The 15,370-nt window shown below is 69.5% G+C and carries 14 protein-coding genes; 8 read left to right on the top strand and 6 right to left on the bottom strand.

The features are described 5' to 3' along the window. The first annotated feature begins 153 nt into the window (after positions 1-153). The 5 genes from IEY89_RS00140 (at position 154) to IEY89_RS00120 (ending at position 5,470) form a co-directional block, all read left to right on the top strand. Complete coding sequence (locus IEY89_RS00140; protein ID WP_189145130.1) at positions 154-2,385, top strand: RNA degradosome polyphosphate kinase; 2,232 nt, start codon at positions 154-156, stop codon at positions 2,383-2,385. Next, positions 2,366-3,451: a CHAD domain-containing protein gene (locus IEY89_RS00135; protein WP_189145129.1), complete on the top strand. Its 1,086-nt coding sequence runs from the start codon at positions 2,366-2,368 to the stop codon at positions 3,449-3,451. The genes IEY89_RS00140 and IEY89_RS00135 overlap by 20 nt, the downstream gene beginning before the upstream one ends. Next, positions 3,448-3,879, top strand: a complete 432-nt coding sequence (locus tag IEY89_RS00130; protein ID WP_189145128.1) for an NUDIX hydrolase — start codon at positions 3,448-3,450, stop codon at positions 3,877-3,879. Before IEY89_RS00135 ends, IEY89_RS00130 begins: the two co-directional genes overlap by 4 nt. A gap of 380 nt (positions 3,880-4,259) precedes the next feature. Next, positions 4,260-5,105 carry an SCO4651 family lipoprotein gene (locus IEY89_RS00125; RefSeq protein ID WP_189145127.1) on the top strand — a complete coding sequence of 282 codons (846 nt, stop codon included), beginning with the start codon at positions 4,260-4,262 and terminating at the stop codon, positions 5,103-5,105. A 176-nt stretch (positions 5,106-5,281) separates the two neighbouring features. Then, on the top strand, positions 5,282-5,470 hold the full coding sequence (locus IEY89_RS00120) for a hypothetical protein (RefSeq protein ID WP_189145126.1): 189 nt from the start codon (positions 5,282-5,284) through the stop codon (positions 5,468-5,470). Between the two features lie 34 nt (positions 5,471-5,504). On the opposite strand, the gene IEY89_RS00115 is transcribed toward IEY89_RS00120, so the two are convergent. Beyond that, on the bottom strand, positions 5,505-5,882 hold the full coding sequence (locus IEY89_RS00115; protein WP_189145125.1) for a metal-sensitive transcriptional regulator: 378 nt from the start codon (positions 5,880-5,882) through the stop codon (positions 5,505-5,507). Between the two features lie 214 nt (positions 5,883-6,096). Here IEY89_RS00115 and IEY89_RS00110 point away from each other — a divergent pair, with 214 nt between their 5' ends. Together IEY89_RS00110 and IEY89_RS00105 are read left to right on the top strand one after the other, a co-directional pair. Further along, positions 6,097-6,717: a DUF47 domain-containing protein gene (locus IEY89_RS00110; RefSeq protein WP_164321238.1), complete on the top strand. Its 621-nt coding sequence runs from the start codon at positions 6,097-6,099 to the stop codon at positions 6,715-6,717. A 7-nt stretch (positions 6,718-6,724) separates the two neighbouring features. Further along, positions 6,725-7,723, top strand: coding sequence for an inorganic phosphate transporter (locus IEY89_RS00105; RefSeq protein WP_189145124.1), 999 nt, complete (start codon positions 6,725-6,727; stop codon positions 7,721-7,723). A gap of 290 nt (positions 7,724-8,013) precedes the next feature. Here IEY89_RS00105 and pstB read toward each other — a convergent pair whose 3' ends face one another. The 4 genes from pstB to pstS form a co-directional block, all read right to left on the bottom strand. Further along, on the bottom strand, positions 8,014-8,790 hold the full coding sequence (gene pstB, locus IEY89_RS00100; RefSeq protein ID WP_189145123.1) for a phosphate ABC transporter ATP-binding protein PstB: 777 nt from the start codon (positions 8,788-8,790) through the stop codon (positions 8,014-8,016). Between the two features lie 71 nt (positions 8,791-8,861). Continuing rightward, positions 8,862-9,911, bottom strand: a complete 1,050-nt coding sequence (gene pstA, locus IEY89_RS00095) for a phosphate ABC transporter permease PstA (protein WP_189145122.1) — start codon at positions 9,909-9,911, stop codon at positions 8,862-8,864. Then, on the bottom strand, positions 9,908-10,918 hold the full coding sequence (pstC, locus tag IEY89_RS00090; protein WP_189145121.1) for a phosphate ABC transporter permease subunit PstC: 1,011 nt from the start codon (positions 10,916-10,918) through the stop codon (positions 9,908-9,910). The genes pstA and pstC overlap by 4 nt, the downstream gene beginning before the upstream one ends. Before the next feature lie 104 nt (positions 10,919-11,022). Then, positions 11,023-12,150, bottom strand: coding sequence for a phosphate ABC transporter substrate-binding protein PstS (gene pstS, locus IEY89_RS00085; protein WP_189145120.1), 1,128 nt, complete (start codon positions 12,148-12,150; stop codon positions 11,023-11,025). Positions 12,151-12,567: 417 nt separating this feature from the next. Here pstS and IEY89_RS00080 point away from each other — a divergent pair, with 417 nt between their 5' ends. Continuing rightward, positions 12,568-14,127 (top strand): FAD-binding oxidoreductase, encoded by a 1,560-nt coding sequence (locus IEY89_RS00080; RefSeq protein ID WP_189145119.1) that lies wholly within the window; start codon positions 12,568-12,570, stop codon positions 14,125-14,127. 272 nt (positions 14,128-14,399) lie between these two features. Here IEY89_RS00080 and IEY89_RS00075 read toward each other — a convergent pair whose 3' ends face one another. Beyond that, positions 14,400-15,122, bottom strand: a complete 723-nt coding sequence (locus IEY89_RS00075; RefSeq protein WP_189145118.1) for a phosphatase PAP2 family protein — start codon at positions 15,120-15,122, stop codon at positions 14,400-14,402. Positions 15,123-15,370: the final 248 nt, after the last annotated feature.

Below are 15,370 nucleotides of genomic sequence, written 5' to 3'. Positions count from 1 at the left end.
TGCGAGGCTCACCCAATGACGCCCGCCGTGCCTGAGCCTTCGCCGCCCCCAGAGGGCACCAACGGGACCGGAGCGGACCCGTCCGGCCCCGCCGCGCTCCCGCCCGCGCGGTCCGACGCGCCTGTCCCGGGCCAGGCGCGGAACAATGGAGTCATGAGCCAGCCAAACGCCCAGTCGCAGGTACAGCACGCCCAGCCGTCCGTCGGCTCCCTGACCTCCCACCGCCCGCACACGGTGTCGGCCGTGGTCTCCGACCTGGAACCCGACATCGACGCCGACCTCGACGAGTACGAGGAGGCGCCCTACGACGGCGAGCTGCTGCCGCAGGGCCGCTTCCTCGACCGGGAGCGCAGCTGGCTCGCGTTCAACGAGCGGGTGCTCGAACTGGCCGAGGATCCGAACACCCCCCTCCTCGAACGGGCTAACTTCCTCGCGATCTTCGCCAGCAACCTGGACGAGTTCTTCATGGTCCGGGTAGCCGGCCTGAAGCGCCGGATAGCCACCGGCGTGGCCACCCGCTCGGCGTCCGGCCTCCAGCCCCGCGAGGTCCTGGAGATGATCTGGGCCCGCTCCCGCGAGCTCATGGCCCGGCACGCCGCCTGCTACCAGGAGGACGTGGCCCCGGCGCTCGCCGAGGAGGGCGTGCACCTGGTCCGCTGGAGCGAGCTGACGGAGAAGGAGCAGGCCCGCCTGTTCACCCTCTTCCGCCACCAGATCTTCCCGGTCCTCACCCCACTGGCCGTCGACCCGGCGCACCCCTTCCCGTACATCTCGGGCCTCTCCCTGAACCTCGCGGTCATCGTCCGCAACCCGGTGAGCGGACACCGCCACTTCGCGCGCGTGAAGGTGCCGCCGCTGCTGTCCCGCTTCCTGGAGGCCTCCCCGAGCCGGTACGTGCCCATCGAGGACGTCATCGCCGCACACCTCGAAGAGCTGTTCCCCGGCATGGAGGTCCTGGAGCACCACGCCTTCCGCCTCACCCGCAACGAGGACCTGGAGGTCGAGGAGGACGACGCCGAGAACCTCCTCCAGGCCCTGGAGAAGGAACTGATGCGGCGCCGCTTCGGGCCGCCGGTGCGCCTGGAGGTCGAGGAGTCCATCGACCGGTACGTACTCGACCTGCTGGTACGGGAGTTGAACATCACCGAGGCGGAGGTGTACCCGCTGCCGGGTCCCCTCGACCTCACCGGCCTCTTCGGCATCTCCTCCCTCGACCGGCCCGAGCTGAAGTTCCCCAAGTTCATCGCCGGCACCCACCGCGACCTGGCCGAGGTCGAGTCGTCGTCCGCGCCGGACATCTTCGCGGCCCTGCGCGAACGGGACGTACTCCTCCACCACCCGTACGACAGCTTCTCCACCTCCGTCCAGGCCTTCCTGGAGCAGGCGGCGCTCGACGACGACGTCCTCGCCATCAAGCAGACCCTGTACCGGACCTCGGGCGACTCCCCGATCGTGGACGCCCTCATCGAGGCCGCCGAGGCCGGCAAGCAGGTCCTCGTCCTCGTCGAGATCAAGGCCCGCTTCGACGAGCAGGCCAACATCAAGTGGGCGCGGAAGCTGGAGGCGTCCGGCTGCCACGTCGTCTACGGCCTCGTCGGTCTGAAGACCCACTGCAAGCTGTCCCTGGTGGTCCGCCAAGAGGGCGACACACTGCGCCGCTACTCCCACGTCGGCACCGGCAACTACCACCCCAAGACGGCCCGCCTCTACGAGGACCTGGGCCTCCTGACAGCCGACCAGCAGGTGGGCGCGGACCTGTCGGACCTGTTCAACCGGCTGTCCGGCTACTCCCGCCGGGAGACGTACCGCCGCCTCCTGGTCGCCCCCAAGTCCCTGCGGGACGGTCTGATCTCACGGATCAACAAGGAGGTCCAGCACCACCGTGCCGGACGCCCCGCGTATGTCCGTATCAAGGTCAACTCGATGGTGGACGAGGCGCTCATCGACTCGCTCTACCGCGCCTCCCAGGCCGGCGTCCCGTGCGACATCTGGGTCCGCGGCATCTGCGCCGTACGGCCGGGAGTCCCGGGTCTCTCCGAGAACATACGGGTCCGTTCCGTCCTCGGCCGCTTCCTCGAACACTCCCGGCTCTTCGCCTTCGGCAACGGCGGCGAGCCCGAAGTGTGGTTCGGCAGCGCCGACATGATGCACCGCAACCTCGACCGCCGCATCGAGGCACTCGTCAGGGTCGCGGACCCGGCCCACCGGGCCGCGCTCAACCGGATGCTGGAAACCGGCATGTCCGACACCACGCAGTCCTGGCACCTGGGCCCGGACGGCGAATGGACCCGGCACGCGACGGACTCCGAGGGCCAACCACTGCGGAACGTCCAGGAGATGCTTATAGACGCCCGGAGGCGTAGGCGTGGCACAGCGACACCTTGACCCGACCGACCCCACGACGGCCGGACCCGTGGCGGCCGACGCCCTCGCGGACTACCTGAGGGCGCAGGCGACGGAGTTCCTCCGCGCCCTGCGCCTGCACAGGGAGACAGGCACGGGTACGACCCACACGGGCTCCTCCGCCTCCCCTGGAGAGGAGCCCGTGGACGCGGCCCGCGCCCTGCGCCACGCGGCCCGCCGCATCACGGGCACCCTCCACACCTTCCGCCCTCTCCTCGACCCCACCTGGTCCGAGGCCCTGCACCCCGAACTGGCCTGGCTGTCAGGCACGTTGGCGAGGGAACACGCGTACGCGGCCCGCCTGGAACGCCTGCTGCTGGCGCTGCACCGCCTGTCCGGCGTCACCCCCTTCCCGACCCAGGCGGGCGTGGCCGTGGGCAGCACCGCCGGTGCCCCGTCCCATCCGGCGGCGCCCCCGGACCGCAGCAACCTGACCGTGGGGGCGGCGAAAGCAGGCGCCCTCCTCGAACGCCAACTGACCCTGGCCCGCACCCGATCCCACTCGGCAGCCCTGCAGGCCCTGGGATCGAGCCGCTTCCACGCGGTGGCCGACAACGTCGCCGTCCTCGCCAGCGAAGTCCCCCTCACCCCCACCGCCCCCACCACCGACCTGCGCCCCCTCGCCGCCGCAGCCCACGAACGCCTCTGCGACGCCGTCACCGCCCTCCCCCTCCTCACCGCCGGCCACCCCTACAACGCCGAGGCCCTCGTCCACGGCCTCTCCCCCGACCCGGCCCCGCACCCCCAGGACGCCCCCTGGCACCACGTACGCCTCCTCCTGCGCCTGCGCCGCTACGCCCACGAGCTCCTGGAGGGCGACGCGGCCCGGCTCGACGTACGGATGCTGGGGGCCGGCACGGCACTCAACCGGCACCGGGACGCGTCCGAGGCCGCCGCGGCGGCGGCAGCGGCGGCACGCACCCCCCGCATCGCCCCGGCGACGGCGTACGCGCTCGGCGTGCTCCACGCCGACCAGCGCCACGAGGTCGAGGCGGCAAGGTTCGCGTTCCAGCAGTCCTGGGAGAAGAAGGCGATGAGCGCGAGATGACGCCCGCCGACGGACACCACGGCGAACGCCCCGCACTGGCGGCGGGCTGCGTCCTGTGGCGCCGCTCGCCCCTGGACGGCGGCCTGGAGATCTGTCTCGTCCACCGGCCGAAGTACGACGACTGGTCGCACCCGAAGGGCCACCTGAAGCGCGACGAGGAGAAACTCGCCGCCGCGCTGCGCGAGGTCGAGGAGGAGACGGGCTACCGCGCGGCCCCCGGCGCTCCCCTCAGCACGGCGCACTACGAGGTCAACGGCCGCCCCAAGCAGGTGAGTTACTGGGCGGCGGAGGCGTCGTCCGGCGCCTTCACCCCGAACGACGAGGTCGACCTCATCCTGTGGCTGCCCCCGGCGGCGGCCCGCGAACGCCTCACCCAGCCCCGCGACAAGGACCTGGTCGACGAGCTGCTGGCCCTGCCGAAGGAGTAGGGCGGGGCAGCTGGGGTCTGTCGGCCCTAGGGTCTGTCGTCCACGTGCCCCTTGCCGTCCGTCCGGGCCAGACTGCGGGCCCGGCGGGCCGGCCCGCGCCACCCGCAGACGCATCTGGCGAAGCAGAACGGCCCGTGTTCCACCATGGAAACGGAGTGTTCGTCGGGGAGCTGAGAAGGTTCGCCTCGGTCGTGCTGCGCCACACCCCCAACGGTACCCATCCCCGGGTGCTGCACCCTCCCGGGGGATAACCCCCCGGACCGGCGCGGACACTGCGAGGCAACGCGAGTAACCGGTATCCGCGTGACAACCTCCCCCACCCCTCGTTAAGCGGACGACGGAGGCCGTGGACCGACGGCCCTGCTTGGGGGTGGGCGGCGATGCGACGGCGGCGACACTGGCGAGGCGGTGGGGCGGCCGTCATGGCCGCCGCGACGACCGGTCTCCTGATCTGCGCCACCGGCTGCACACGCGGCGGCGAGGCCACCACCACGGACGCCCGCCCGCCCGGCGACCCGGTCCGCGTCCTGCACCGGGCCGCCACGGCCCTGGTCGACGCGGGCACCTCCAGGACCACCACCTTTATGGAGATGGCCACCGGCGGCACCCGCGTCACCATCCGGGGCGAGGGCGTCTACGACTACACGAAGCGGCTCGGGCGCCTGACGGTGCTGCTCCCCCAGGACCCGGCGGGCGCGAGCCCGCACCGCCCGATCATCGAACTCCTTGCCCCGGGCGCCCTGTTCATGAAGAACCGGGGCGCGGGCGTCCCCGCCGACAAGTGGGTACGGGTGGACACGGCGACCCTGGCCGACGGCAACCTGGTGACGGGCGGGGTCACGGACCCGTTCGCCGCCGCCGAGATGCTGCGCGGGACGCGCGAGGCGACCTACGTGGGCCGGACCCGCGTCGCCGGCACCTCGGTACGGCACTACCGGGGCACGGCCGACCTCGCCGAGGCCGCGAAGAGTGCCTCGCCCGGCAACAGGGGCCCGCTGGCAGCGGCGGCGAAAGGGTTCGCCACGGCCCGGGTCCCCTTCGACGCCTACCTCGACGACGAGGGCCGCATCCGCAAGCTCCTGCACCGGTTCAGCTTCGTCAACGGGCAGCGGAAGGACACGGTCGCGGTCACGTCGACGACGCTGCTGTACGACTTCGGGGCCCGCGTGCACGTACGGCTGCCGCGGCCGGCGGACATCTACGCGGGCCGTATCGCCGAACAGTGAGACTGTCGTACGGAAATCGGGGAAGGCGAGGAGAGCGTGTCAGGCGAGCGAGCCGCACGAGCAACCCGGCGCCCCCCGGCTGCGTCCGCCGAAGCGCAAGGACTAGCCCGTCCGTGCCATGCGCGGTGTGTGGCCCGCTCCCTACTCTAGGAAGCGGTGACGGCAGAGAAGAGGTGATGCACGTGGCTCCGGTCGGCGGTACGGCAGTTCAGGACCACGTGGCCCTCGCCGAGATCGAGCTGTGCGGAGATCTGATCATCGCGGCCTCGGCGGCCGGCGAGGACCGGCTCAGTCTGGAGAGCATCGACGAGGTACTGCGGGTGGCGGAGGAGCGCGAGGGGCGCAAGGTCACCTCGGCTGGCTGAAAACCGACGGACATGACGGGGCTGGCCGGAGGGCTCAGGTACGCAGCAGCCGACCGATCGCCCTGGTCGCCTCCTCCACCTTCGCGTCGATCTCCGTACCGCCCTTGAGGGCGGCGTCCGCGACACAGTGCCGCAGGTGCTCCTCCAGGAGCTGGAGCGCGAAGGACTGCAGGGCCTTGGTGGAGGCCGAGACCTGGGTGAGTATGTCGATGCAGTAGACGTCCTCGTCGACCATCCGCTGGAGCCCGCGAATCTGCCCCTCGATCCGGCGCAGCCGCTTCAGGTGCTCGGCCTTCTGCTGGTGATACCCGTGTACGCCCCGGTCGTGGTCGGTCACCACGTCAGCTGCCGCGTGAGTTGCCGCGTCGGTCGTCGCATCGGGCGTCTCCGCGCCGGCCTCGGTGGTCGTCATCGCGTCCTCCCGTTGAACAAACATCAGACACAAAAGCGTCAATATACCCCTGCCGGGTATATCGTAACCAACTTTGCTGGGTATAGGGCCGGTGCAGACCACCGTGCAGTCCCCGCCGACCGATGGGCGACACTGGGGGGCGACCCGTTAGCCGTGGCCGGATGTTGCGCCTAGCATCAGCCTGACCGAACCCGAAGGACTCCGAGGACCTCACGTGCGATTTCGTCTGACCCCCAGGGAGACGAGCTTCTACGACATGTTCGCCGCGTCCGCGGACAACATCGTCACGGGCTCGCGACTCCTCATGGAACTGCTCGGGGCGGACGCCTCCGGGCGGGCCGAGATCGCAGAGCGTATGCGGGCCGCGGAACACGCCGGTGACGACGCCACACACGCGATCTTCCACCAGCTGAACTCCTCGTTCATCACGCCGTTCGACCGTGAGGACATCTACAAACTCGCCTCACTGCTCGACGACATCATGGACTTCATGGAGGAGGCCGTCGACCTGGTCGTCCTCTACAACGTGGAGGAACTGCCCAAGGGTGTCGAGCAGCAGATCGAGGTCCTGGCACGGGCGGCGGAGCTGACGGCGGAGGCGATGCCGAACCTCCGCACGATGGAGAACCTGACGGAGTACTGGATCGAGGTGAACCGGCTGGAGAACCAGGCGGACCAGATCCACCGGAAGCTCCTCGCCCACCTCTTCAACGGGAAGTACGACGCGATCGAGGTGCTGAAGCTCAAGCAGATCGTGGATGTGCTGGAAGAGGCGGCCGACGCCTTCGAGCACGTGGCCAACACGGTGGAGACCATCGCGGTCAAGGAGTCCTGACCCTTACATGGACACCTTCGCACTGATCGTGACCATCGGGGTCGCGCTCGGATTCACGTACACGAACGGCTTCCACGACTCGGCGAACGCGATCGCGACGTCCGTGTCGACCCGCGCGCTGACGCCCCGCGCGGCCCTGGCGATGGCCGCGGTGATGAACCTGCTCGGCGCGTTCCTGGGCAGCGGCGTCGCGAAGACGGTCAGCGAGGGCCTGATCGAGACACCCAAGGGCTCCTCGGGCATGGCGATCCTGTTCGCCGCGCTGGTCGGCGCGATCACCTGGAACCTGATCACCTGGTACTTCGGCCTCCCCTCGTCCTCCTCGCACGCGCTGTTCGGCGGCATGGTGGGGGCGGCACTGGCCGGCGGCACGAAGGTCTACTGGGACGGCGTCCTGGAGAAGGTCGTCATCCCGATGTTCGTCTCCCCGGTGGTGGGCCTCCTGGCCGGCTACCTGGTGATGACGGCGATCATGTGGATCTTCCGCCGCGCCAACCCCTCGAAGGCCAAGCGCGGCTTCCGTATCGCCCAGACGGTGTCGGCGGCGGGCATGGCCCTGGGCCACGGCCTCCAGGACGCCCAGAAGACGATGGGCATCGTGGTGATGGCCCTGGTCATCGCGGACGTCGAGGACTACGGCGACCCGATCCCGGTCTGGGTCAAGATCTCCTGCGCGGTGATGCTGTCCCTGGGCACGTACGCGGGTGGCTGGCGCATCATGCGCACCCTGGGCCGCAAGATCATCGAGCTGGACCCGCCCCAGGGCTTCGCGGCGGAGACCACGGGCGCGTCGATCATGTTCGCCACGGCCTACCTCTTCAAGGCCCCGGTCTCCACGACCCACGTCATCACCTCCGCGATCATGGGCGTGGGCGCGACGAAGCGGGTGAAGGCGGTGCGCTGGGGAATCGCCAAGAACATCGTCCTGGGCTGGTTCATCACGATGCCGGCGGCGGCGGTGGTGGCTGCCGCCGGCTACGGGGCCGTGTACCTGGCGTTCCTGTAACGGGCACCCGGCGATGGTGTGGCCCCGCCGGACGGGCTGAAAGATCAAGCCCCGGCCGGGGAAATCCAGCCCCTCCGGCGTTTGAGGAGCGGGGTCTGGGGCGGAGCCCCAGAAGGACGGGACGGGTAGGGGCGGCGGGGGCGAAGAAAACCACGGCACGCCACCACCCCGCACACACGAACGGGCCCGCCCCCCGGAGGAATCTCCGGGGGGCGGGCCCTCTTCGACCTCGCGGTGGCACCGCCATGCAGCACCGCGAGGGGCCTTGAAACAGACAGGGAAGCGACGGCTCAGCCGAAGCGGCCCGAGATGTAGTCCTCCGTCGCCTGGACCGACGGGTTGGAGAAGATGCGCTCCGTGTCGTCGATCTCGATCAGCTTGCCGGGCTGGCCGACCGCCGCGAGGTTGAAGAACGCCGTACGGTCCGAGACGCGCGCCGCCTGCTGCATGTTGTGCGTCACGATGACGATCGTGAACCGTTCCTTCAGCTCGCCGATCAGGTCCTCGATCGCGAGCGTCGAGATCGGGTCGAGGGCCGAGCAGGGCTCGTCCATCAGCAGCACGTTGGGCTCGACAGCGATCGCCCGCGCGATGCACAGCCGCTGCTGCTGGCCACCCGACAGACCCGAACCGGGCTTGTTCAGACGGTCCTTGACCTCGTTCCAGAGGTTCGCGCCCTTCAGCGACTTCTCCACGACGTCGCTCAGCTCGGACTTCTTGTACGAGCCGTTCAGCCGCAGCCCCGCCGCCACGTTGTCGTAGACCGACATCGTCGGGAAGGGGTTCGGCCGCTGGAAGACCATGCCGACCTCACGCCGTACCGCCACCGGGTCGACCCCGGCGCCGTACAGGTTCTCGTCGTCGAGCATGACCTTGCCGTCGACCCGCCCGCCGGGCGTGACCTCGTGCATGCGGTTCAGGGTGCGCAGGAAGGTGGACTTGCCGCAGCCGGAGGGGCCGATGAAGGCCGTCACCGAGCGCGGCTCGACCGTCATCGAGATGTCCTCGATCGCGCGGAAGGAGCCGTAGTAGGCGCTGAGGCCGCTTACGTCGATTCGCTTGGCCATGGGTATCACTGCTTCTTTCGAGGGGGCGGGCGGCCACCTGGCCGACCACAGGTCGCTGTCGAACGGCCGCGTCAGCGACCTGTCTTCGGAGCCTTCCAGCGGGCGATACCGCGAGCTCCGAGGTTGAGGATCATCACGAAGGCGATCAGCGTGAGCGACGCCGCCCAGGCACGGTCGTACGACGTCTCCACGCCCCCGCCGTACTGCTGATAGATGTACAGCGGCAACGAGGCCTGCGCACCCTCGAACGGGTCATTGTTGATGAAGGGGTTACCGAAGACGAGCAGCAGCACCGGCGCCGTCTCACCCGCGATACGGGCCACCGCCAGCATGATGCCGGTGGTGATACCGCCGATGGCGGTCGGCAGGACCACCTTCAGGATGGTGCGCCACTTCGGGATGCCGAGGGCGAGAGACGCCTCGCGCAGCTCGTTCGGTACGAGCTTCAGCATCTCCTCCGTCGACCGGACGACCACCGGCATCATCAGGATGGCCAGGGCCAGCGAACCGGCGAAGCCGAACGGCTCCATGTCGAACTGCAGCATGATGCTGAGGATGAAGAGACCCGCGACGATCGACGGGATACCCGTCATGACGTCCACGAAGAAGGTGACGGCCTTGGCCAGCTTGCCGCGCCCGTACTCCACCAGGTAGATCGCGGTGAGGACGCCGATCGGCGCGCCCATCAGGGTGGCCAGACCGACCTGCTCAAGGCTGCCGATGATGGCGTGGTAGATACCACCGCCCGTCTCGGTGTCGGCGACCACGCCCATCGAGTGGGTCAGGAAGTAGACGTCGAGGACCTTCACACCGCGTGCGACGGTCGTCCAGACCAGGGAGACCAGCGGCACGACGGCGAGCAGGAAGGCGACCCAGACCAGCGAGGTCGCGATACGGTCCTTGGCCTGCCGCTTGCCCTCGACGCGCGTGGCGATGACGTACGTACCGACGATGAAGAGGATCGCGGCGATCAGGCCCCACTGGATGTTGCTGTCCAGGCCTGCGGCGAAGCTGATGCCGATCCCGAGCGCGACGGACCCGCCGGCGAGAGCGTAGGGGAACCACTTGGGAAGCCGTGCGCCCTGCAGGGAACCGGGCTTTTCGGCTACGACGGTGCTCATGCGTTGGCCCCCGAGTACTCGGCGCGGCGGGCGATGATCGCGCGGGCGGCGCCGTTGACCAGCAAGGTGATGACGAACAGGACCAGACCGGAGGCGATGAGCGCGTCACGGCCGAACTCGTTCGCCTCACCGAACTTGGCGGCGATGTTCTGGGCGAAGGTGCCGCCGCCCGGGTCGAGCAGGCTGGCCTGGATGAGGAAGCTCGGGGAGAGGACGGTGGCGACGGCCATCGTCTCGCCCAGCGCACGGCCGAGGCCGAGCATCGACGCGGAGATCACACCGGAGCGGCCGAAGGGCAGCACCGCGATGCGGACGACCTCCCAGCGCGTGGCGCCGAGGGCCAGTGCGGCCTCCTCGTTCATCCGGGGGGTCTGCCGGAACACCTCACGGCTGACGTTGGTGATGACCGGCAGGATCATGATCGCGAGCAGGATGCCCACGGTCAGCATCGAGCGCGGCGCGCCCTCTTCCCAGGAGAAGATGCCGGTCCAGCCGAGGTAGTCGTTGAGCCAGCCGAAGAGGCCGTTCATGTTCGGTACGAGGATCAGGGCGCCCCAGAGGCCGTACACGATGGACGGTACGGCGGCGAGCAGGTCGATCACGTACGAGATGGGACCGCTGAGCCTGCGCGGGGCGTAGTGCGTGAGGAACAGCGCGATGGCGACCGCGACCGGGACCGCGATGACCATGGCGACGATCGAGGAGACGATCGTGCCGAAGGCCAGGACGGCGATACCGAAGCTCGGCGGGTTGAGGTTGGTGTTCCACTCGAAGGTGGTGAGGAAGTTGCCCTCGTCCTCGCTGATGGCGAGGACCGCGCGATAGGTCAGGAAGATCGCGATCGCGGCCATGACCGCCAGCAGCAGGATGCCCGAGCCACGGGAGAGACCGAGGAAGATCCGGTCACCGGGTCGGGTGGCACCGCGGGCGGCGCGCTTCTGCTCGGCCGTGGGCGGCTCGGGAGCTGCGGGTGGGGTGGTGTCTGGGTTCTTTGTGGTTATGTCCATCGGGTTCTCCGGTCTGCGGGGCCGCACCCGGGGTGCGGCTCCTGGCGGCGGTGCACCGGACGGTGCGGCCCGGTCCGGTGAGAGGACCGGGCCGCACACTCAGGTCAGCTCAGGCTCTCGATGGTCGTGCGAACCTTGGCGATGATGTCCTCGGGGATCGGGGCGTAGTCGTTCTCCACGAGGATCTCCTGGCCCTCCTCGCTGGCGATGTAGCGCAGGAACGCCTTGGTGGCGGGCAGGGTCTCCGCCTTGTTGCCCTTGTCGCAGATGATCTCGTACGTGACGAGGACCATCGGGTACGCGCCGTCGGCCTTGGTGGTGTAGTTCAGCTTGAGCGCCTGGTCGGCGCCGGTGCCGACGACCTTGGCGTCCGCGATTGCCTTGGTGGCGTTCTCGATGGTGGCCTTGACCGGGGTGGCGGCGCCGGTGTCGAGGGACACCGTGCTCATGTCCTTGGCGTACGACAGCTCGAAGTAGCCGATGGCACCCTCGGTCGCCTTGACCTGCTGGGCGACACCCGAGGACTGCGGAGCGGACTGGCCGCCCTCGGCCTGCCAGGCCTTGCCACCCTCGTACTTCCAGTTGTCCGGGGTCGCGGCGATCAGGTACTTGGTGAAGTTGTCCGTGGTGCCGGACTCGTCCGAGCGGTGGAACGGCTGGATCTTCAGCTTGGGCAGCGTCGCGGACGGGTTCAGCGCCTTGATCGCGGCGTCGTCCCAGCTCGTGATCTTGCTGTCGAAGATCTTGGCGAGGGTGGGCGCGTCCAGGACGAGGTCCGTGACACCCGGGATGTTGAAGCCGACCGCGATCGGGCCGCCGACCATCGGGAGGTCGATGCCCTGGCCGCCGGAGCAGACCGCCTTGGAGGCGGTGACCTCGTCGGGCTTCAGCGCGGAGTCGGAACCTGCGAAGGCCACCGTGCCCTGCGTGAACGCGGTGACGCCGGCGCCGGAGCCGCCGCCCTTGTAGTTGATCTGAATGTCGGGGCAGGCGGCCGTGAAGGCCTTGACCCAGGCGGCGATCGCGTTCTTCTGCGCGGAGGAGCCGTCGGCCAGCAGCTGGCCCTTGGCGTCGTCGCACTTGATGGAGCTGTTGGCCGCGGTGGAGGCGCCGCTGCTGGCGCCCGTGCCGGAGCCGGTGTCGTCGGAGCCGCACGCCGTGAGGGCCAGGGCGCCGGAGACGGCGAGAGCACCGAGGGAGAGGGCCCGCCGGTTCATGCGCTGAAGCTTCACTGTCTGGTGTTTCCTTCCAGGAGCCGCCGTCCTGAGATCCGGCGGCGTGCGAGGTCGCGAAGTATGGGCGGTGCGGGGCGCCCAGCAGGGCACGCGCAGCACCGGTAAGGCCGAAAGTAGGCAGATCAGGTGAAGCCACCTACGGGCGCGGGTGAACGGAGGGTGAACCCCTGCGGTCGGTGCGGTGAGGTAACGGAATGCTCACGGGGAGAACACGTGTGTGTGTCCCGACCCGGGGATCGGCCCCGGCCACCCCGTTTCTGCTGTACAAGCCCGGAATACCGCCTTCCCCTTTCTTCCGCAAGCGCGGCGGGTGAGGGAACCCACGATGCATGGAACCCGTCTCGTTCGACGGGAGCCAACACGGGCTCAAACGGAGGAACCTGGGGGGCGGGAACCGTGACACCGAGGAGCACCATGCACCGGCGTACGTTCATGGGGGGCGGCGTGGCCGCCCTGGCCGCGATGGCGACGACGGCGTGCGAGGGCCAGGGGGGCCCGGACACGAAGGGGGCCGCGGCAGGCACACCCCGGGGGACGACGCCCCTCTCCGCGACCAGCGCCTCGGCCCCCGCCGACTGGACGGCCCTCGGCCGAGACCTCGACGGCCCGCTCATCCGCCCCGGAGACGCCTCCTGGGCATCGGCCCGGCAGCTCTACAACACCCGCTTCGACGGACTCAAACCGGCCGCGGTGGCGTACGCAGCCCACACCGACGACATTCGTACGGTCCTGTCCTACGCCCGTGCCCACTCCGTGCCCGTGGCGATCCGCAACGGCGGCCACTCCTACGCGGGCTGGTCCTCGGGCAACGGCCGCCTGATCGTCGACGTGTCGAAACTGAACCGCGTCAGGACGGGCGGCGGCACCGCGGTGGTGGGGGCCGGCTCGAAGCTGATCGACGTCTACCGCGCCCTGACGGCGAAGGGCGTCACGATCCCGGCGGGCTCGTGCCCGACGGTGGGGGTGTCGGGCCTGACGCTGGGCGGCGGCCACGGCGTTGTGTCGAGGGCGTACGGCCTGACCTGCGACAGCCTCACCCAGGCCACGCTGATCACGGCGGACGGCCGCGAACTGACGGCGAACGCGACCACGAACAAGGACCTGTTCTGGGCCCTGCGCGGGGCTGGCAACGGCAACTTCGGCGTCGTCACCGAACTCCACTTCCGCACCCACCCGGCACCCCAGGCGGTGGCGGCGTTCATGTCCTGGCCGTGGCGGAAGGCGGCGGCGGTGACGAAGGCCTGGCAGGAGTGGGGCCCGACGCAGCCGGACGAGATCTGGTCCTCCCTGCACGTGGCGAACACGGCCGGCGGCACCCCGACCATCTCCATCTCTGCGTTCTCTCTGGGCACCTACACGGAGCTGCAGAACGCTGTGGACCGCCTGGCGGACAGAATCGGTTCTCCGGCGAGCAGCGTCTCACTCAAGCGCCGCTCGTACGAGGAGGCCATGGAGGTGTACGCGGGCTGCTCGTCCTTCGCGACGGACGCCCAGTGCCACCTGCCGGGCCGAACCCCGGGACGCTCGCCGCAGGGCGCGTTGGGCCGGGAGACATACGCGGCCCGCTCGGACTTCTTCGACCGCTCCCTCTCCACGGCCGGAATCCAGACGCTCCTCTCCCGCATCAGCTCGGTCCAGGGCGGCTCGGGCAGCATCGCGTTCACGGCACTCGGGGGCGCGGTGAACCGGGTCTCGCCCACGGCGACGGCATTCGTCCACCGGCGCAGCCGCTTGCTGGCCCAGTACATCGTGTCCTGGCGGGCGGGTACGGAGGGCAAGGCGGCCCAGTCCTGGCTGACATCGGCCCACAACGCCATGGCCCCGCACGCCTCGGGTGCCGCCTACCAGAACTACACGGACCCGACTCTGAAGAACTGGCGCAAGGCGTACTACGGCGACGCGGCGACCCGCCTCCAGAAACTGAAGCACCAGTACGACCCGACCCGACTGTTCACGTACCCCCAGGCGCTGTAGCGAAGCCGGGGGCCGTCCCTGTCCCCCGGCATTTCCCACCCCCGCCCGCCACCAGAGGATGAGCCCCGTCCACCCGCACCGCTCCTTCAGCCCAGGCCCAAAGGCATCCGCCCAACCCGCCCTCACCGTCCCCGCAGCCCAGGCCCGGGGCATTTCAGCCGGTCCGGCGTTTGAGGACGAGGCCCCTTCAGGGCCGACAGGGGGGTCTGGCGGCGCAGCCCCCAGGAACAGGATGGGACGGGTAGGGGCGGCGGGGGCGAACCCCCCGGCGGCTACGCCGCCAAATCCCGCTCCCCGGCATCCGCGTCCGCACCCGCCCCCGCCCGAGCCCCCGGAACCACAGCAGCCCCACTCCCCGCACCCGAGCCCGCCCCCCGGGCCCGAATCAACACCCGACCCCACCCCGACCCCTCAACAGCCCGAGCAACCGGCGTAAGAAGCGCCATGGCCAGCGGCGACAGCAGCAACACCACAGCCGTCCCGAGCGCGAACCCACCCACCACATCCGTCGGGTAGTGCACCCCCATGTACACCCGGCAGAACCCCTCCACCAGCGCGAGCCCTATCCCCACCAGCCCGAACTTCCGGTTGGCCACGAACAGCCCGACCCCCATCGCCATGGTGATCGTCGCGTGGTCGCTCACGAACGAGTAGTCGGTCTTCCCGGAGACCAGAACCTCAAGGCCCTGATGATCCAGAAAGGGCCGAGGCCGCTCCACGAACCCCCGTATCGGAATGTTCACGAGCACGGCGACGCCCGCGGCAAGCGGCGCCCAGATCAACGCGGCCACGGACACTGCCGCCTCGTCCCCACCCCGCCGCCGCACACTCCACCAGCACCAGACCACGACGAGCACCATGGCAATCAACAGCCCGTACTCGCCGACCACCTCGACCACCCGGTCGAACCACCGGGGCGCGTCCTTGGCCAGGCCATTGATGTCGTAAAGCAGATCGACGTCGGGGTTCGACCCGGTTTCGGCGAATCCAGCCATGGTGCTGCGGCCCCTTCGTCGTCATTGCCAGAGCGCACTGATTCCGTGCGCCGCTCCTGCTCACCCGTGACGTAGGGACCCACCGCTTGACACGTGCCACAAGTGACAAACGGGACACATCCAACGCCCGGTTCGGGCGTCGGTGAATCCACCACTGGAACAGGAACGCACGAACTCCGTTTATACGTTCCACTCTCCACCGAATGATCACTCAGACGTTATCGAAGAGAGACGCAAAGCCGCAGCTC

The sequence above is a fragment of the Streptomyces lacrimifluminis genome, assembly GCF_014646095.1.
Lineage (GTDB): Bacteria > Actinomycetota > Actinomycetes > Streptomycetales > Streptomycetaceae > Streptomyces > Streptomyces lacrimifluminis.
The sequence above is the reverse complement of the archived record's forward strand: the minus strand, read 5'-3'. Positions and strand labels throughout refer to the sequence as shown.